Raw genomic sequence first — 17949 nt, 5'->3', positions numbered from 1 at the left:
GCCTCCGCCCGTCCCGGCGGCAGCGGCGGACGACCGTCGGAGCCTCACCCCGCGTCCACCAGCTGGCCGTCCCGCACGCCGACCAGCCCGACGTGCGAGGCGCGGAAGTCCGTGCAGGTGACCAGCCCGATGCCGCCGACGTACTCCTCGAGGGTCTGCAGCAGCTTCAGCGGCGTCGCGAGCACCATGTGGAACCCGAACTCGAGGAAGACATCCATGGCCATGGCGGTGAAGCGGCTGTCGGCCTTGTCGAACGCCTCGTCCAGGACCACGGTGCCGTACCCCGGCACGGCCTCGTCGTCCCCGGCGAGCTGGTAGCGCAACGCCGCCGCGAGGCAGAAGACGACGAGCTTCTGCCGCTGCCCGCCGGACAGCCCAGCCGCGGAGTCGTGGACGTTGAGGACGGTGCCCTCCTCGTCGACCTCGAGGCCGACGAAGGTGACGTGGCGTCGGGTGTCGAGGCACTGCGCGCGCCAGGCGCGGTCCGCGGCGTCGGAGGACTGCAGGCGGCGCATGAGCCGTGCCATGACCGCGAACCGCGCCTCGGCGGCGACACGGTCCTCCGGCGCCCAGGAGCCCTCCGAGATCGTCCGCAGGTCCGCCAGGAAGTCGACGACGGCAGGCGTCCGGCTCTCCTGCGGGCGGATCTGCAGGTACCGCCCGCGGTCGAAGGCCGAGCGCCGCAGCGACCGGTTGACGGGGTCGATGCGGTCGCGGATCTCGCCGAGGGCCCGCAGCACCGTCTGGCGCAGGACGCCGACGTTGCGTTGCGACTGCCGCCCGAGGAGCTCGAAGAACCGGGTCTCGAACTCCGGCAGCCGGTCGGCGCGCAGCCGCCGCAGGACGTCGAGGTAGCCCGGGCGATCGTCGACATGCCCCGTCAGGTCACCGGCCAGCCCGCGCCAGCGGTCGCGGAACGACCCCTGCAGCGCGACGATCTGCTGCTCCGCCTGCGCCCGCCGCTCGAGGGCCGCGGCGCGCTCGTTCTCCAGCGCTCGCTGGACCTGCATGCCGACGTCCGACAGGTTCTCCGACGTCAGGGCGCGGCGCCGTTCGCGGTAGCGGCGGTGCAGCTCGTCGCGGACCTCCGGGGCGACGTGCGCGTCGTCCGCGTCGGCGAGCCCCTCGTGCCGGCGGGACAGGGTCCTCAGCTCGCCCCGCAGGTCGGACACCCGCTGCTGGGTCTCGTCCTGGACCTTGCGGGCGCGGCGGGCCTCGTCCTGCGCCTGGGCGAGCGCGTGCTGGGCCGCACGGAGGTCCTCGCTCGCGGCGAGCAGCCGCGCGTGGGCGCGGCGGGCCGCCTCGAGCCGGCTCTCGGCGGCCGAGACGTCGAGCTCGTCCCACGGACGCTGCTCGACGACCGACAGCGTCTGCTCCCGCCGGACCGCCGCCTCGTCGTCCCCCTGGGCGCGGCGCGCGGCCTCCGCCGCCCGCGCGGCCACCCCCTGAGCCGTCCGGAGCAGACCGAGCAGGTGCTCGACCTTGTCGGCGTTGTCCCATCCGAGGACCCAGCCCTCGCGGTCGTCGACGCGCCGCCGGTCGTCCTTGTCGAAGCTGCGGGGTCCCCGCTTGACCTGCCCGGCACGGGTGAGGCCGCGGTCGACGAGGTGCAGGTCCGCGACCTGCTCGACGCACTCCAGGTCGTAGGTGCGCGACAGCGTGCTCCCCAGCCAGGGGGCGAACGCCCCGGGCCTGACCTCGACCCGACGGACGAGCGAGCGCTCCCCCACGCTGCGCGGCGGCCCGGCGACGTCGGGCGCCACGACCTCCAGCCGGAGGCGGGCGCCCAGGTGGGTGGCGTCCACCGCGGCCACCACGGCGTGCCGGTGCACGGCCGGCACGAGCAGCACGACGGCCAGCGGCCGCAGCGCGCGCTCGATCGCCCCCGCCCACGCGGCGTGCTCGGGGCGCACCTGCAGCAGCTCGCCCGCGAACGGCAGCTCGCGCTCCCCGATCCCCGCCGCGGCGGCGACCCGACGACGGGCGTCGATCAGGCCGGCGTCGAGATTGGATCGCACCCGCCGCAGGACGTCGAGCTCCCGCTCCAGCCGGTGCACCTCGCCGGCCGCCGTCGAGTCGGCGCCGTAGGCGTCCCGGAGCCGCTCGCGCCGGGCCGTGGCCCCCGTGGCCAGCTCCGCCCGCTCGCGGGCCGCCTGGGCGCGCAGCTCCGCCCACTCCGCGGCGGTGCCGGGCATGGCGACCCCCACCGCCTCCAGGGCGGCGGCGACCTCGAGGCGGGACGCCGCGACCTGCCGCAGCGAGCCCTCCGCCGTCGCCACCGCGTCCGCGGCTTCCCGCACTGCACGGCCCCCGCGCTCGTCGAGCGCCGCCTCCGCGCCGAGGACGGCCCGGTCGGCGAGGGCCCGCTCCACCTCGGCACGCACGCGGTCGGCGTCGGCGATCTCCAGGGCCGAGCGGGTGCGCTCGGACTCCTCCTCCACCAGGCGGCGGCGCCAGGCGTCCGTCACGACGGGCAGCACGTCCCGCAGCGTCTCGGCGTGCCGGAGCGCGTGCTCGGCCTCGTCGTACCCGGCGGACAGGGCCTCGAGCGGGGCGAGGTGCGCCACCTGGTCGCGCGCCTCGACGACCGCGGCGTGCGCCTGCGAGAGCTCGGCGAACTGCTCCACCGCGGTCTCGGCGAGCCGGAACGTCGCGGGCTCGTCGAGCATGTAGCCGCGGAAGAGCTCGTCGAGGCTGCCGAGGTTCTTCGCCGCCTGCGTGCGGTGGAGCAGCTCGAGCGCGTTGTCCCCCCGCATGCCGAGCAGCCGCGTGAAGCGGGCGGCGAAGACGCTGTGGCGATCGGTCACGGTCGCGTCGGGGTACGCCTGCTTCAGCCGGCGCGCCTCGAGCCCGTTCGCCGCATAGGGCGCGAGGTCGAGCAGGCCGAGCGGTGTCGTCGTCAGCAGGTGCTGGTCCGACACCTCGGAGGCGGTGGCCGCGCTGCGCCGCATGTGCAGGAGCTTGACCAGGTGCACGGGCGGCCGGGCGGTGCCGTCGGCGTACCGCAGCAGGATGCCGCTCCACGTCGCGCCGGTGCGGAGGTGCTGGCTCACCACCTCGCCGGTGAGCTCGTCGGCCTGGCGGCTCCACGCCCCGCGGACGTAGGAGGCGACGGTGCGGTCCTGGCCTTGCTGCCCCGCATCCGCGGCTGCGGCGTTGAAGCGCAGGCGGCCGCGCGGCGTCAGCACGGCCGCGACCGCGTCGAGCAGCGACGACTTCCCGGAGCCGGAGTGCCCCGTCAAGAGGAAGCCGGAGCGCGCGACGTCCACGACGTGGTGCCCGTCGAACGTGCCCCAGTTGACCACCTCGACGCGGTCGAGCCGCCACTGGCCGGGGTGCTCGGGCCCCGGAGGGCCTACCTCTCGGCCCGGGTCGTCGTCGGGCTCGCCGTCGAGGGCGAGGACGTCCTGCCGGCCGCCCGTCGGCAGCGCCGTCACCGCACGCCCTCCTCGCCGATGACGTCCCGCCCGTCTGCGTCGTTGCCGACATCGGCGGCTCCGCCGGCTCCGGCCGACGCCGCCTCCGCGTGGCCCTGCACCTCGTCGCCCGATCGCTCGTCACCCGGCACCCTGTCGCCGACGGACGCACCTCCCGGCCCTTCGAGCAGGCGCCGGTACTCCCCCTGCACGGCCGCCACCTGCTCCGCCCCGAAGACCAGCCGCAGGACGGGCGAGACCTCCCAGCGCCCCTCGGAGGACGTGCGCTGCAGCAGGCCGTAGTCGTCGAGCTTGCGCCAGGAGGCCCGCACGCGCTTCGCGAAGCCGGCGGCGTCCGTGCTGGTCGCCGCACGGTAGACGGCGAGCTGCTCGACGACCTCGTCCTCGCCGACGATCACCCGCTCGCCGCCCGCGGCGCGGACGAGCAGCCCCCGCAGGTGCAGGAGCATCGCGGTGTCCATGAACGTCAGACCGACGCTGCGCACCACCGTGGGCGCGGCGAGGGCGTCGTCGTCGACGTTCCGCACGAACGCGACGCCGGCCTCGTGGTCGACCACGAGCCCGAGGAAGAGGTCGGCCAGCCGGGAGCGGACGGCGGGCTCGTCGACGAGGAGCGCCGACCACAGCTGGGCCTGGCGTTCGGCGGAGAGGTAGGGCCCGCGCACCAGGGCGACGAGCGCCCGCCGCGACGCCTCGCGCAGCGTGCCCGTGTCGTCCGCCCAGAGCCCGTCCCCGCGGGGCGCGTCGTCGAGCCCGGCGCCGGCCCCACCGTCATCACGAGGACTTGTGGTCTCCTCGACCGCCGCGCTCACCGGACCACCTCGGCGGTCCGCCGCACGAAGAGGTACCGCGGCACCGTGCCGCACCGCTCGACCCCGGTCGTCGACGTCCACGCCACCGTCTCCTCCTCGCCCTCCAGCCGCGTCCCCTGCTCCTCCGCCAGCACGAGCAGCCCGACGACGCTCGCCACCCCCTGCGTGGCGGGACGGGCGGCGAGCACCTCCCCGATCGTCGCAGTCCCCTGCGTGACCAGGACCTCGTCGACGTGCGTCTGCAGCTCGCGCAGGTCGATCTCGGACGCCCGCGCCAGCTCCCGCAGCGCGGCCACGTCGACCGGCGGCACCGCCGCCGGCAGCACGTCGGCCGCGACGCGGGCGTCGGCGGGGTCGTGCAGCACCAGGGCGGCGACCGACCCCACCGGCACCGAGGACAGGTCGAGCGTCAGGTCGAGCCGACGGAACGGCGGCACCCGCTCGGCGACCGCGAGCGCGTCCCGCTGGGCGTCCTGCAGGAGGCGGTGCAGGTGCCGCTCCTCGCCGAGCTCGCGGCTCTGCACGAAGCGCCGCAGGCTCCGGCTGAAGGACGTCATGACGTCGTGCACCTCGGTGCTCGAGTCCTGCAGAGTCGGCATGAGCCGCCGCAGCGACCGGCGCCCCTCGCCCAACGCCGTGGCGAACGGCCGGTCCAGCACCGCCGCGACCGTCCCCTCGACGTCGGCCGACAGCTCCGGATCCAGCATGAGCGCGTGGAACCCGTCGAAGCTCCGCCCGGCGTCGGAGTCGGCGAGGTGGTCCACGCCGCGGAAGACGTCGTCGAGGACCGCGCCGCGCTCGTCGGGGTCCTCGACCAGCCGACGCCGCAGCTCGACGTTGATGCGCTCGAGCTCGGCGCGCACCCGGGCGAAGTCCGCGGGCAGCTCCGCCGCGAGCGCCAGCAGGTCCCGCGCCTGCTCGAGCGCACGCTCCGGCGCGAGCACGTCCACCTCACCGGCCTCGACCTGTGCGATGCGGGCCTCGAGCCGGTCCCGCTCGGCCATGAGGGCGGCCAGACGCGACGAGGCGTCGGGATCCGTGGCCACCGCCAGCGCCCGCAGGCGTTCGACGATGGTGACGAGCCGCGACTCGGTCACCGTCCGCCGCGCCTCGGCCACCCCGGCGACGAAGCGCAGCGCCGCCAGGGCGCCGTCGGACAGCTCGAGCGTCTCCTCGCGCCCCTCGGCGGGCCGCCGCACGAGCCAGCCCTGGTCGGTCCACTCCTTGAGGTAGGCCTGCGCGGTCTGAGGCAGGGCGAACCCGTGGTCCCGGAGCACGACCAGGTCCTCCTCCAGGCGCTCGGCGAGCACCGGGGCCGCCAGGCGGCGCACCTCACCGCCGAGGTGCTCGCCGAGCACCCCGACCGCGACGGCCCGGTGGTCGGCGCGCAGCAGCGTCCACGCCGGCCCTTCGGCCAGGCGCGACGCCTCCAGCGTGCGGTGCAGCGCGGTCACGGCAGCGACGGTAGGTCACGCCACCGACAGCCGGACCCTCTCCGTCATCGCCGTCGCGGCTCACCAGGTCCGACCAAGGCCCACCCGTCTCCGTCAGGGCCGGTAGACGTCCGCGCGGTGGTCGACACGAGCCACGACGACCACCTTCTCCTCGTCGTCCACCTCGAACAGGATGCGGTAGGCGCCTCGGCGCGCGGACCGGAGGTGGTCCAGCGGTGGGTGCAGCGCCTTGCTCACCCGGAACGGGTTCTCCGCGATGACGTCCAGGAACTCGACGACCGCGGGCACGACGCGATTCGGCAGGCGGGTGATCTCGCGTCGCGCGCGAGGTGCGAGCTCGACCCGGTAGCTCACCCCGGAGGCAGCTTGCCGGCCGCACGCAGCTCGGCCTTCAGGTCGTCGAGCGACGTGGTCCTGCCCTCGTCGTGGGCACGACGCGCCGCCTCGGCGTCGGAGAGCGCACCGCCGGCCAGGAGCTCGAGCGTCTCCTCGAGCACGTCGAGCTCGTCGGCGGAGATGAGGACCGCCTCCGCCTCACCGTGGCGGGTGATCGTGATGCGCTCGTGCGTCTCGCGCACCTCGGCCACGTACGCCGAGAGCTTTGTTTTGGCGTCGTGGAGCGGCACCGACCGGACGTGGACCATGGCGAAGATACTAGTCCAACTTCTGGTCATGCCCGAAGGATGCACACTCGGCGGTGCGCGCGGCCGCGTCAGGGCAGCGCTATGTGCCGACGGGGCGCCGCACCGTGGAGCGGCACCCCGTCGGGCCGTCAGCGGACCGTGCGACCGTCGTTGAGGTGCCGGAGCCACAGCTCCTCGGGGGCGACCTCCACGCCGCTCCCCCGCAGCCCGTTCCACGGCACCCGCGGCACCTCGCGCAGCAGCACCTCCGTCGGGAGCGGGTCGTCGAGGTCGAGCACCACCTCCCACTCGAGGTCGACGTAGTGCGTCGACCCCGTGCCGTCGAAGAGCACCGCCCGCTCGGGCACCGACGTCGCCCAGCCCGCGGCCACGATGCCGCGCGGCTCGCTGCCCTGGCGGAGCAGGAACAGCCGGTCGCCCGGATCCACATCGCGGCGCTGCCCTGTGGACCAGTCACCGGGCACGGTTTCGCCGCGCCCGGTGCCCGACCTCAGGGCGTCCCACTCGTCCGCCGGCACCTGCCAGCGCCGCGGGTTGTAGGTCAGCAGGAAGGTCCTCATCGTCTCGTCCTCTCGTCGTGCCTCGTCGTGGTGATCGTCAGCGGTACGGGTCGCGCTCGCGGAGCGGCGTCGGCTCCCTCGTCCGAGCGAGGCAACTCACCCGCTCCGTCCGGTGGTCCTGCCCCGGGCCGTCGGGCTCGACGAGCCCGTCGCACCCCGTGCTCCCTCGGCCGCGTCCGCCCGCAGCCCCTTGGCCGCACGGCTCGTCGATCCCTGCACGGCCTCGTCGATGAAGCGGGCGAGCCGCTCACCCTCCGACCGCAGGTCGTCGAGCTCGCGCCCCGGGTCCGGCGCTCCGACGACGGTCCGCAGCTCCGTGAGCGCGGATCCGAGGACCGCCGTCGCGGCATCGACGTCGCCGTCGGCGAGGTGCGCTGCGGCGCGCCGCTTGGCCGACTGCGTGTCGCGGTGGAGGAGCTCGCGGCGGACCCGGGCGGCGACGGACGGGTCGGTGGCGACCTCCCCGAGCCGCACCGTTCGCGTCTGCTCGTCCTCCTCGAGACCGGGCAGCACAGCGCCACGCAGCTCGAGGTGGGCGACCTCCGTGCCCGGGCCTGTCCCCCGGCGCCCGCGCGTTGCCGTGAGGACGACGGAGCGGGTCTCCCCCGCGGTCAGACCGCCGAGCTCGACGAGGAGCCCGTCGTCGACCGTGTGCACGGGCAGCTCGTCGGCGACGACTAGATCGACCACGCCCTGCGCACGCCGGACGCGCAGGACGGCTCCGACGACGACCTGCTCCGTGGCCCGGTCCAGCACCCGGGCGAGGAGCGGACCCGCCTCGGCGGCGTGCTCCGCGAACAGCTCCTGCCCTCCGCCCGCCCGGGCGACGGCACCGAGCAACCCTTCGTCGTAGCCCAGGCCGAGCCCCAGCGTCGAGGTGGTGACGCCGTGCTGCGCGTGCCGGCCGACGAGGCCGCCGAGGAGCGCCGGCGACGTCAGCCCGCGGGTGGCGTGCCCGTCGCTGAGCACGACGAGGTGCGCAGGGCCGCCCGACGAGACGCGCCGCACCTCCTGCAGCCCCCGGAGCAGCCCGGCAGACACGTCCGTCCCCCCGCCCACGACGATGTCCTCGATCACCTCCACGACGGAGGCGGGGTCGGTCACCGGCTCTGCCGGCACGACGAGGAGTGCCTCGTCGTCGAAGGTCACGAGGCCGAACCGGTCGCCGGGCCGGAGCCGCCCGACGAGGTCGACCAGCGCGTCCCGGGCAGCCCGCATGCGCCGCCCCGACATGGAGGCGCTCCGGTCCAGCGCCACGACGACCATCACGGGCGCCCGTTCGACCGTGCCGTCGGGGACGGGAGCCGTCACGTCGACCAGGACGGTCACCTCGTCCCCCTGGTCGAGCGCCACGACGTCCAGCTGGAGCCGGCCGTTCCCCATGGCGCTCACGCCCCGAGCGGCAGGCCGGCCGCCTCGAGCTCGCGCTGCCGTCGGACGACGTGCCGCACGTCAAGGGGGTGCCGCTCGTGCCACTCTGCGAGCCGGCGGTGCTCACGGCGCCGGACTGCCGCAGCGGCGCCGTCGAAGCGCAACCACCAGTCGAGGGCGTCCGCGCTGTAGTGCGCGGCGGCGATCGGCCGGGCCGCCCGCAGGGCACGCATCGCGTCGAGGGTGTCCCAGCCGAGCGCCAGGAGGATCGCGTAGGCCAAGGAGGGGCCGCGGTCGACCCCCATGTGGCAGTGGACCAGGACGACGGCCTCGGTCGAGCGGGCGAGAGCCTCCATCGCGGCCCCCACGCCGCGGTCGAACCAGGCGTCGGGCATCCGCTGCCCTCGGTCGTCCTGGCCGTTGTGCACGTACACGAGGTCCGGCGCGTGCTTCGCGAAGAAGCCCTCGTCGGAGCACTCCATCCGGTTGTCGACGACGTGCGTGATGCCCTCGCCCCGGTAGTCGTCGAGGTCGGCGAGCATCGCGGCCGTCCCGAGGTGCACGGGGAGGTCCCCGCCGGTGAAGAGGAAGTCGGTGATGCGGCTGATGTTGGCCATCGTCGGTCCCTTGGTCTCGTCGTCCGAGGAGCGGAATTGCTCCTCTGAGGGCCTGGGCGGTGCCAGGGACCCGTCCATCAACACGTGCTGGTGGGGCGCCTCACGACGGCTTGGCCCTCGCCGATCGATCGCGGTGTGACGGAGACGAACGACGACGACCGCCCCGACCTCGACGAGGTCCGCGCCTTCGCCCGCAGGAAGGCCGCCGGGGACGGCCTCTTCGCCCGCCGGCCCGACCTGTCCGCCAGCGACATCGCGCAGGACGTCGCGCTCCAGTACGCGCGCCGCGACGAGGAGCCCGAGCACTGGCGCGGGGATGGGTGGCCCAGGCGGTGCGGCACCGCCTCGTCGACCACGCGAAGAAGAAGGCGGCGGACGTCCTCGACGAGGAGGCGATCGCCGCTAACGAGGAGCACGCGGTGGGCGCCAGCGCGCAGGTCGTCGCGCGCGAGCAGCTGCGCGACGCGCTCGCCGTCCTCTCGGAGCGCGAGCGCGTCGTCCTGCTCCTCTGGCTGGAGGGCGTCCCGAACGCGGAGATCGCCGAGCAGCAGGGCTACGCGAGCGCGGCCGTCGTCTCGACGATCGTCAACCGCGCCCGGCGGCGCATCCGGGAGGCGTTCCCCCACATGGCCGACGATCTCCGGCCCCAGCGCCCCTACTGACGTCGGCGCCCCTCATCGGGGGGGCGACGCCGATCGGGTCGGACGTCAGGCGCGAGCTGGCGCGTGCGAGCACGAAGAGCAGGGCGGGTCGAGGGATGCAGGAGCTGGAGGCGGAGCGCCGCTGGCACGGGTACGTCGAGCGCAACGTCGACGCGCGGGTGGCGCAGCTGCGAGCGCGCGACCCCCACGCCACGCACGCCGGCGCGGACCGGTACGCCCGCCGCGTCCTGGCGGAGCTCCTGGCCGACGACGGCGAGCTCGAAGCGCTCGTCGGCGAGGACGAGCGCTACTTCGGCCGCATCGACCACGTCGAGGGGCACGCGCTCTACCTCGGCCGCACGCGCGTGCGCGATCTGCTCGACGAGCGACCCGCCAGCCACGCGCACGTCGTCGACGACGTCGTCACGAACTGGCAGGCGCCGGCGGCCGCCGCCTTCTACCGCGCGCGGCCGGGCGCAGCGCACGACGTGCACCGCCGGCGTCGCTTCCGGTTCGTCGACGGGCAGCTCGTCGGCTACAGCGATGAGGAGCTGCTGCCCCGCCGCGTCGTCCCCTCCCCTCCCGCGGATGTCCCGGCCGGTGCGCCAGGACCCGGCGCGGATGGGGTCGAGCCGGTCCCGGAGCCGGCCGCGGGACCGGTGACGGCGACGTCCGCCGGCGAGGCGGGCCCGGGTGCAGAGCCGGAGAAGCCGGCAGGCGCCGCGGAGCCCATCGGCGGCGGCATCGACGTCCTCCTCGACGAGCTCGGACGCGAGCGCGACGCCTACATGCGCGACATCGTCGCCACGATTCAGGCCGAGCAGTACGAGCTCATGGAGTCCGACAACCGCACGCTCCTCACCGTCCAGGGCGCCCCCGGCACGGGCAAGACCGCCGTCGCGCTGCACCGGCTGTCGCTGCTGGCCTTCCGCGAGCCGGCGCTGCGCTCGTCGGGACTGGTGCTCGTCGGGCCCTCGGAGCGCTTCCTGGAGTACGTCTCCCGGGTGCTGCCGGCGCTGGGCGACGACCAGGTCCGCCACACGACCGTCACGGAGCTGACCACGCGCACCGCCGCGTGGACGGAGCAGGACCGGCGCGTGCAGCGGCTCAAGGGCGACCCGCGGCTGGCCGAGCTGCTGCGCCGCGCCGTGGACCGCAGCCTCGTCGTGCCCGACCATCCCCTCGAGGTCACGCTCGACGCCACCGTGCTCACGTTCTCCCGCGCCGACGCCCTCGCGGCGCTCCGGGCCGTCCTCGCCGACCCCGCTCCGCACCGCTCCCGCCACGGGCTGCTCGTCTCGCGCCTCGTCGCGACGCTCGGGCAGCGCTTCGTCGCCGGGCTCGAGGGCGGGTCGTTGCGGCGCAGCGGCGTCCGTGACCCCTATGGCGAGCTGCAGCGCGACCGGGCCCTGCAGGCCTACGCCGAGGAGATGTGCCCGCCGGTCGGCCCGGACGACCTGCTCGCCCGCCTCTGGTCGAGCTCGACGTTGCTGCTCGACGTCGGCCGGGGCCTGCTCGACGACGACGAGACGAGCCTGCTCTGGCGGTCCTGGGACGCGCGCCCGCGCCCCGAGGCTCCGCGCTCCCGCCGCAGTGCCCAGCAGCACCGCTGGAGCGACGCCGACCTGCCCCTCCTCGACGAGCTCGACGTGCTCGTCGACGGCGCCTCCCAGCGCGTCGGGCACGTCGCCGTCGACGAGGCGCAGGACCTCACCCCCATGCAGCTGCGCAGCATCGGACGCCGCGTGCCGGCGACCGGCGGCGTGACGCTGCTGGGCGACCTCGCGCAGACGACGGGTCCGTGGATGCACCGGTCGTGGGCCGAGCTCGTCGAGCACCTCGGCCACCCTGCGACGCACGTCGAGGCGCACCTGACCCAGGGCTACCGGCTGCCGGGCGCCGTGCTCGCGCTGGCCAACGCGGTGCTGCCGCACACGGGCGCGGAGGTGGCGGCAGCGCGAGCCGTGCGCGACCTGCCCGACAGCCTCACGGACATCCCTGTCGCCCCGGGTGCCGACGTGCTGCGCACCGGCGCCGACCTCGCCGTCGCGCTCGCGGGCAGCGCGCTCACCGCCCTGCTCGCGCCGGCGCGGCTGCTGGACCGGCTCGGCGACGAGGAGCGGGCGCGGTGCCTCGCGGCGGGAGTGGTGCTGACGACCGCCGAGGACGCCAAGGGGCTGGAGTTCGACCACGTCGTCCTCCTCGAGCCCGCCGCGTTCCTCGACGCGACGGAGGACGCGGACGGCTCGCCCGACGAGGCCGCCGCCGCCCGCGCGCTGTACGTGGCGACGACCCGTGCGACACGGTCCCTCGCCCTCGTGCACCGGCGACCGCTGCCCTTCGGGCTCGGGGACGTGGTCGCGGCTGCGACACGTGCGGCAGCGACTCAGCCCGTCCCCGCTCCACCGACGCCGGTGCACGCGCCCGCCATCGAGGCTCCCACCTCGCACGCGGTCGAGGCCGTGGGATCGCTGGTCCTCGTCGAGCGACCGGTCCCGGCACCCGGCGAGCGCTGGCCGTACGAGCACGGCGGCCGCGCCTACAAGCTGTCCGCCCGGCACGCGGACGTGCAGGACCCGACGCGGAAGGTGTGGCTCTCGTCCGTCATCGGGGCCGCCGCGGCCCGAGCCATCGCGACCGCTCTGCTGCAGCACCGGCCCGAGGGCGGGCGGATCCGCGTGCACGACGACGGTCACGTCACCACGCGAGCAGGCATGTCGAGCCCGATGGTCTACCTGGGGCAGGTCGACCCCCAGCTCTGGTTCGGGCCATCGGAGCTGCGTGCTAGCCACGTCCTGGCCTACTCCGACTGACCGGCAGCCCCTGTCCGCTGGCGCGTACCGTTCCGCGCGCTCTGTCGCAGTGCCAGGATCGGCGCGTGCCCGCCACTCCGTCCAAGGACCTCCTCGTCGCCCACGTCCGGGCACTGCTCGATGTCGAGCCACCCGTCGGCGCGTACGGCGTTCCGGACTCCGTGCCGATCGTCGCCTTCGGTGACGCACAGCACGCCCGCGTGGCGACGGTGGGGATCAACCCCAGCGACGCCGAGTTCGCCGGCGTGCAGCCACCGATCGCGCTCACGGCCTCGGCGCTCGGGACGTCGACGGGCACCCCTGCCACCGTCGAACAAGCCGAGCGACTCCTCGCCGTGTGCTCCGGCTACTTCCAGCACCACCCCTACTGGAAGTACTTCGCGCCGCTGGAGAAGGTGCTGCAGACGGGGACGGGTACGTCCTATTCCGACGGCTCCGCGTGCCACCTCGACGTCGTGCCGTGGGCAACCACGCCGGTCTGGGGTCAGATCACCGAGGCGACGACCAGGAAGGAGCTGCTCGATGCCGGCGCTCCCGTGCTGGCCTCCGTGCTCGAGGCGACGTCGCTGGAACTCGTGCTGCTCAACGGCAAGCAGGTCGTCGATCAGGTGCAGCACGCCGGGTTGGCGCAGCTCGACCTCGTGGAGTCGAAGCAGATCAAGCCGGAGGGTGCCCCGACGAAGCTGTACGTGGGCGAGATCGGCGGCGTCCGGGCACTCGGCTGGTCCACCAACCTCCAAGCACCCTTCGCCGGCGTCGGGGCGCATTTCATCGAGCAGCTCAGCACGTGGGTCAGCAACACCTCTCGCGGGGGTGCACGACCGCTGCTTCCGTCTGGAGTCGGCGTCGCCCCGGCCAGTCCCGCGCCTGCGACGGAGCAGCCCCTCACCGGGAGCGAGCTGGTCGCCCACCTGCACCACTGGGTCACGTCCTCGAACTCGCCCACGCTCGCGGACGTCGGCACCTTCGGTGGTGCGGCGGCCCTCCACGCCGTGATCGGCGGTGTCCCCGTCCACGTGAACGCCGACACGTCGCGATCCGCAGTCAAGGCCCTGCTTGCGGAGTCGGCGGCGGGGACGCTCGTCTGGCGCGTCGTGGCCAACACCAAGGGGAAGGTCAACAAGGTGACGTTCCAGGGCGACGGTGCGTCCACGCCGGGTTGGTACTGCTACACCGACGAGCCCCTGCCTGTGCCGGCGATCCTGTGATGGTCAAGGGCTCCCGCCTGCCCGCGCTCGGGTCGTAGCGTGGGCGAGTGCGAGGCGACGAGGCCCGTGTGGTCGGGCAGTTCGAGCGGTGGCTGGTTGCCGAGGGGTGGCAGGTGCACCGCGAGGTCGACTACTGCGACGTCGTGGCTCATCGGGGCGCGGAACGGCTCTTCGCCGAGGCGAAGGGCCGGACCGCCTCGATCGGGCTCGATGTCGACACGCTGTACGGACAGCTCCTCCGGCGTGTCCCCACCGTCGCCGGAGCCGGCGTCCGGCTCGGGGTCGTGGTTCCCACGGAGGGACGGACGGCGGCGCTCCGCGTCGCGGGGGAGGTACGCCGCTTGCTCGGCATCACCGTCTACGTCGTCGGCGAGTCCGGTGGCGTCACGCCACTCGGCCCGGAGGACAGCTGACGAAGGGGCCGCCGCTGCCGGTGAGGGCGAGCCGGGGCTGCCGCTCGCGATACCGGGCCGTCAGTCGTCGTCGTCCCCCTCGACGGACCACGGCGACGCATGCCGCAGCCGGGACCGCACGCCGTCGCCACCGATTCGCTCCACCTCGCCCCGCGGCCCGACAAGCACCAGGAGTACCCGGGCCCGCGACAGCCCGGTGTAGAGCATCGACCGCGCCCGCTCGGCGTCCCGGAACCCGTTGGCGACGAGAACCACCACCGTGCGCTCCAACCCCTTGAACCCCAGCACGTGCCCGTAGAACACGTCCTCGCCCGCGAAGAACCGGTCCCAGTAGACCGCGTGCCCGCCCATGTCCACGGCGTTGACCTGCTCCGGGTGGCGCCGCCCCGTGGTCAGCAGCGCGATCTGCCCCGGCTGCCACCCCTCGTCCAGCAGCGCGTCGACGACCACGTCGGCCGTTTTGACCGCGGCGTCAGCCGGCACGTCCACCAGCCGTACGGGCGCGCCGGCTGCCCCGCGTGGCTTCACCCTCGAGGTCCCGAACGACCCGAAGCACTGCGCGATCTGCTTCGTCGAGCGCAGGTTCTCGTCGAGCCGCACGGGCGGCAACGTGATCGGCGCCGACCCGTCCCGGTCGAAGATGCGCTGGTCCTCGTCCATGAACACCCACAGGCCGCCGGCCTCCCGGTCGCGCAGGCACCGCACCAGCGAGGGCCACCACAGGTCGGAGAAGTCCTGCGCCTCGTCGACGACGACGCAGTCGAACCGCTCGCGCTCGTCACGGGCGTCGGCCAGCTCCGCCAGCTCCAGCGGCAGCCGGCGCTCGTAGTAGTCGGCGTCGTCGTCGCTGCCGGGCGCCGCGCCCCACTGCAGCGGCAGGTCGTGGAACAGCCCGACGAACGCCGGTCGCTGCTTCACCGGCCACGTCGCGGTGATGCGCTCCAGGTACCGCCCCAGCCCCCGCGAGTAGCAGACCAGCGCCACACGCTCCCCCGCCGCCGCCCGACGCCGCGCCTGCTCCAGCGCCAACCATGTCTTGCCGCTGCCGGCCCCGCCGATGATGCGCAGCCGCTCGAAGCTGCGCAGCGTGTCCAGCATCCGCGCCTGGTCCTGCGTCATCTGCTCGACGCGGTCCTCGAACTGCGCCGCCGTCGCCAGCACCTCGACCTGCGACGGGAAGGCCCCCGCCAGGAAGTCGACCAGCGGCCCCACGTCCTCCACCGCCAACGGCGCGTTGCCCGTGCCGTGTACGTCGATCGCCCGCTTCACCAGCCCCGCGAGGTGCGGCAGGTCCGCCCGCCCTGCGACCGTGCCGACAGGCGACGACGCCGACTCCCACCACGCCGGCACGTGCGTGTGCGGCAGCACGACGAGGTCCGCCGCCCGCGCACGCCACGCCCCGAGCCCGTGCCGCCGCAGCAGGTCCCGCACCGTGTGCCGCGCCCGCCGCGCCTGGAACACCGGGTCGATCTCGTGCGCCCTGGTCCCGCTGCCCTGCACCCACTGCCCGTCCCGACGAGCGACGTGCCCGCCCTTGACCTCCACGACGCACAGCCCCACGTCCGGCCAGGCGACGAGCGCGTCGACCTCCCGCTCATCGGGCCCGTCGAGCAGCAGCAGGTTCACGAACACCACGACGTCGTCGGGGAGCTGGTCGCGCAAGGCCTCCCAGACGACACGCTCAGCGCCGCCGCCTCCCGCGTCCGATTCTGGGTCTCGCGGAACAAGGTGCGCCATCAGCGGCTCATGCTCGACGAGGACGTCATCACAGGCTCATCCGAACACGCCGACCCTCGCTTCCGCACCGATTCCCGCGGCTCTGATCGCTCCTCACCCGCGTCGGCGGCGCTTAGTACGGCGACCTCATTGGTCGACGAGTTGCGGACCAGGCGAGACGCCCCTGCCGTGGGCCTAGAAGCGGCTGTGCGGCTTCGGGCGGGTGCTCGAAGCTGTGCGGGCCGATTCCCTGCTCGCGACGAGCGCGGGCACATCCCGACGTGCGCTGACGGGGCCAGCCATCTCGACCTCGGAGAGGTCCGGTGACAAGCTCACGCTCATGGACGTAGCTACGCCGAGACGCGCCTGGCTGCTCATGGCAGCCGGCGACGACCGGGGTCACGGCGGCAACGAGGGCTACGACGACCAGATCGACGCCTACTACTCCTGGGACAGCAACGTCCCGAACCACCGGAACCTCTCGGTCGGCGACCCGATCGCGATCTGGGACAAGCAACGCCTCCTCGGCGTGTCGGTGATCGAGGAGATCCAGGCTGAGGCCGGCACGAAGCTGCTGCGGCGGTGCCCCACGTGCTGGAAAACGCGTATTAGCGAGCGCAAGAGCCGCTTACCACGCTACCGATGCATGCGCTGCAAGGCGGAGTTCGACGAGGCGGTGCCGGACGTCGTCCCGGTTACCGTCTACCGAGCCCGGTACGACGCCGCGTGGACCGCGCTCGACGGCGCGCTGAACGAGGACGACCTGCGCGCGCTCGCGAAGAATCCCGGCGACATCAACGCCATGCGACCGCTCGACTGGGTCGGCCTGACGGATGCGCTCGCGGCCAGGGGAGCGGTCCGGGCCGTCGATCGGCTCGTCGCGCGGGCCGACCTCAGCGTCTCGGGTGCGCCGTCGCGCCCGGGCGTCGAATTCGACCCGCCGCAGGGCCACGCCCACGCCTTCGTCCGCGTCCGACGCGGCCAGCGGCAGTTCCGCGATCACCTGCTGTCCGAGCAAGGCGGGATGTGCGCGTTCACCGGCCCAGCGCCGGAGCGCGTGCTGGAAGCGGGCCACCTCTACAGCTACGCCCAGCTCGGCACCCACTACCGTCACGGCGGGCTGCTGTTGCGGCGTGACATCCATCGACTTTTTGATGACGGCCTGCTGTCCGTCCAGCCGTCGCGGTTGTGCATCGACGTCGCCCCTGACCTCGCGAAGTTCCCCCAGTACGGCCGCCTTCACGGCGAGCGACTGACGCTGCAGCTGCGCAGCGAGCAGGTCGACTGGCTGGCTCAGCACTGGGAGGAGCATCGCACCTCGACCAGGTAGCGCCGATCGGCGGGAACGCCGCGGAGCCTCTCGAGCAGCGGAGCTGTCGCGCCCGGGTCTGCGCGTCGCCTCTTCCGCCCGGCCGCGACGATCGCTCGGAGTCCGTCGATGTCCGGCGTGTCGGTCGTCCGCGCGGCAATGACCACGATCACCGGGCGGCCGATCTGGCCGGGTACTCGGCCAAGCCTCAACACTCGGCGCGGAACACGTGGACGAGTCAACCGCCCGACCCCGGCTCCGATCGTGGGCTGGGCGTATCGCTCCGCTCAGCGTCCCTTCGGCCCTGTGCGATGCGGCGCGACGCAACTGCGTTTGCGACGACGTCGACCGCCTCCTCGAGGGGAACGTGCTCCCATATGCGCACGACCTCCCAGCCGAGGTCCTTCAGATGCGCGTCGGTGTCGGCGTCGCGCGCCATGTTCGTCGCGAGCTTCTCGCTCCACCAGGCGCCGTTCGCCTGCGGCTGCGTGCCGTGATCGGGGCAGCCGTGCCAGAAGCAGCCGTCCAGGAACACGGCCACCCGAGCCCGGGTAAAAGCGACGTCCATGGTGCGGCGCGGGAGGCCGGGCACCTTGTGCCCGACGCGGAACCGCAGCCCTCGCGCGTGGAGGGCGCTCCTCAGCGCACGTTCACGGGGGTTGTCTTTGCGCGGGACCGAAGCCATGCGGCGCGAGACGGCCGGGGTGGAGGCGCCGGGATGAGCCGCGACATGGAAGGTCGCCATGGGTCCACGATGCTTCACGCGGCGGCCCGGCGCCGTGTGCGTCGTGTTCGAGCCGGCTCGTCAGCCTGAACCGCTAGGTCCCGGCCGCGGTATAGCCGCTCACGGCCCCGTTCAGCCGGTCAAGTCCCCGGTCGTGGTGTGTGACGGCTGCCGCGTGACCTTCATTGGTTAGGCGCTGAGCGCCGGGAGTTGGGGCGGGGTGACCTCCT

General features: G+C 74.1%; 15 protein-coding genes. 5 read left to right on the top strand and 10 right to left on the bottom strand.

Annotated features, from left to right (window positions below; genetic code table 11):
- Positions 1-44: 44 nt before the first annotated feature.
- From BM048_RS15670 to BM048_RS15635, 8 genes are all read right to left on the bottom strand, one after another.
- Positions 45-3437 (bottom strand): ATP-binding protein, encoded by a 3393-nt coding sequence (locus tag BM048_RS15670; RefSeq protein ID WP_090034471.1) that lies wholly within the window; start codon positions 3435-3437, stop codon positions 45-47.
- A complete protein-coding gene (locus BM048_RS15665) occupies positions 3434-4249 on the bottom strand; it encodes a DUF4194 domain-containing protein (protein ID WP_090034470.1) in 816 nt (271 codons plus the stop codon). The genes BM048_RS15670 and BM048_RS15665 overlap by 4 nt, the downstream gene beginning before the upstream one ends.
- Positions 4246-5703: a DUF3375 domain-containing protein gene (locus BM048_RS15660; RefSeq protein WP_090034469.1), complete on the bottom strand. Its 1458-nt coding sequence runs from the start codon at positions 5701-5703 to the stop codon at positions 4246-4248. Before BM048_RS15660 ends, BM048_RS15665 begins: the two co-directional genes overlap by 4 nt.
- 93 nt (positions 5704-5796) lie before the next feature.
- Positions 5797-6057: a type II toxin-antitoxin system RelE family toxin gene (locus BM048_RS15655; protein WP_090034468.1), complete on the bottom strand. Its 261-nt coding sequence runs from the start codon at positions 6055-6057 to the stop codon at positions 5797-5799.
- Complete coding sequence (locus tag BM048_RS15650) at positions 6054-6377, bottom strand: type II toxin-antitoxin system Phd/YefM family antitoxin (RefSeq protein WP_203708962.1); 324 nt, start codon at positions 6375-6377, stop codon at positions 6054-6056. The genes BM048_RS15655 and BM048_RS15650 overlap by 4 nt, the downstream gene beginning before the upstream one ends.
- 98 nt (positions 6378-6475) lie before the next feature.
- Positions 6476-6907, bottom strand: coding sequence for a hypothetical protein (locus BM048_RS15645; protein ID WP_090034466.1), 432 nt, complete (start codon positions 6905-6907; stop codon positions 6476-6478).
- Between the two features lie 96 nt (positions 6908-7003).
- Positions 7004-8290, bottom strand: coding sequence for a vWA domain-containing protein (locus BM048_RS15640; protein WP_090034465.1), 1287 nt, complete (start codon positions 8288-8290; stop codon positions 7004-7006).
- Positions 8291-8295: 5 nt separating this feature from the next.
- On the bottom strand, positions 8296-8895 hold the full coding sequence (locus BM048_RS15635) for a dual specificity protein phosphatase family protein (RefSeq protein WP_175499586.1): 600 nt from the start codon (positions 8893-8895) through the stop codon (positions 8296-8298).
- A 320-nt stretch (positions 8896-9215) separates the two neighbouring features.
- Between BM048_RS15635 and BM048_RS18315 the strand changes: the two genes are divergently transcribed.
- From BM048_RS18315 to BM048_RS15615, 4 genes are all read left to right on the top strand, one after another.
- On the top strand, positions 9216-9557 hold the full coding sequence (locus tag BM048_RS18315) for a sigma-70 family RNA polymerase sigma factor (protein ID WP_090034463.1): 342 nt from the start codon (positions 9216-9218) through the stop codon (positions 9555-9557).
- Between the two features lie 95 nt (positions 9558-9652).
- The gene (locus BM048_RS18535) at positions 9653-12349 is read left to right on the top strand and encodes a helicase domain-containing protein (RefSeq protein WP_090034462.1); all 2697 of its coding nucleotides are present in this window, start codon (positions 9653-9655) and stop codon (positions 12347-12349) included.
- Positions 12350-12414: 65 nt separating this feature from the next.
- Positions 12415-13557, top strand: a complete 1143-nt coding sequence (locus tag BM048_RS15620) for a hypothetical protein (protein ID WP_090034461.1) — start codon at positions 12415-12417, stop codon at positions 13555-13557.
- 113 nt (positions 13558-13670) lie between these two features.
- Positions 13671-13970: a hypothetical protein gene (locus tag BM048_RS15615; RefSeq protein WP_139224495.1), complete on the top strand. Its 300-nt coding sequence runs from the start codon at positions 13671-13673 to the stop codon at positions 13968-13970.
- 60 nt (positions 13971-14030) lie between these two features.
- On the opposite strand, the gene BM048_RS15610 is transcribed toward BM048_RS15615, so the two are convergent.
- Positions 14031-15707: a nuclease-related domain-containing DEAD/DEAH box helicase gene (locus BM048_RS15610; RefSeq protein ID WP_090034459.1), complete on the bottom strand. Its 1677-nt coding sequence runs from the start codon at positions 15705-15707 to the stop codon at positions 14031-14033.
- A 202-nt stretch (positions 15708-15909) separates the two neighbouring features.
- Here BM048_RS15610 and BM048_RS15605 point away from each other — a divergent pair, with 202 nt between their 5' ends.
- Complete coding sequence (locus BM048_RS15605; RefSeq protein WP_090034457.1) at positions 15910-17016, top strand: HNH endonuclease signature motif containing protein; 1107 nt, start codon at positions 15910-15912, stop codon at positions 17014-17016.
- 217 nt (positions 17017-17233) lie between these two features.
- Here BM048_RS15605 and BM048_RS15600 read toward each other — a convergent pair whose 3' ends face one another.
- Positions 17234-17740: a very short patch repair endonuclease gene (locus BM048_RS15600; RefSeq protein ID WP_175499585.1), complete on the bottom strand. Its 507-nt coding sequence runs from the start codon at positions 17738-17740 to the stop codon at positions 17234-17236.
- Positions 17741-17949: the final 209 nt, after the last annotated feature.

The sequence above is a fragment of the Cellulomonas marina genome (genome assembly GCF_900111925.1).
In the GTDB taxonomy this organism is placed as follows: domain Bacteria; phylum Actinomycetota; class Actinomycetes; order Actinomycetales; family Cellulomonadaceae; genus Cellulomonas; species Cellulomonas marina.
Note: the sequence above shows the minus strand (reverse complement) of the source record. Positions and strands in the feature narration are given on the sequence as shown.